Raw genomic sequence first — 582 nt, forward strand, 5'->3', positions numbered from 1 at the left:
GGCGTCATCCATGTGCGCGGGGTCCTCGACGCCCGCGAGTCGGAACCAGGTCTGCTGCCAGGCGAAGCGGGCGAGTTCGCGCTTGCGGAAGAAGTGGCGCTTATAGAGGCCGCGACCGAAGTGAAAGAGCGCGGCGCCCTGCATCACCGTGTTGTCGAGGTCGAAGAACGCGGCGGCGTGGTGATCTCCGGAGACGGGGAATTCGGGTTCCGCGGCCTCCGGGGGCGCTTCCACGGCCGCGCCCGAGGGCGCCTCGCCGAGTTCCGACGCGCTTTTTCGTGCTGCCTCCGCTGCGGCTTCGCCGGCCAGCACACTGCGTGCGGTAGCCGAGCGCCTGCGGGGAGTGAGCCATCCTAGAGCCGCCATAGCGCGAGCATAGCCAGATGGGCCGGTCCATCCGGAGTCGGGATGATTCGCGGAGCGTGAACATTCCACTACGGGAATTTCCGTGCGGCGGGTCGGTTCCGGCGTTCCGTCGCGGATGCCGCCTTGCGGGTGTGCTCCCTGCTCAGCGCGGGTGCGGGCGGCGCCGCCCGGCCGCTGCCGGCCTTACGGCGCCTTGCTCGGCTGCCCGGTGTGGCC

General features: G+C 70.4%; 1 pseudogene. It reads right to left on the reverse strand.

The window, feature by feature from the left end:
* Nucleotides 1-366 (reverse strand): annotated as a pseudogene (locus KUM32_RS37020) (HAD-IB family hydrolase); the annotation flags it as partial.
* Between the last annotated feature and the right edge of the window lie 216 nt (nucleotides 367-582).

This window comes from Streptomyces sp. AC627_RSS907, from assembly GCF_019049165.1.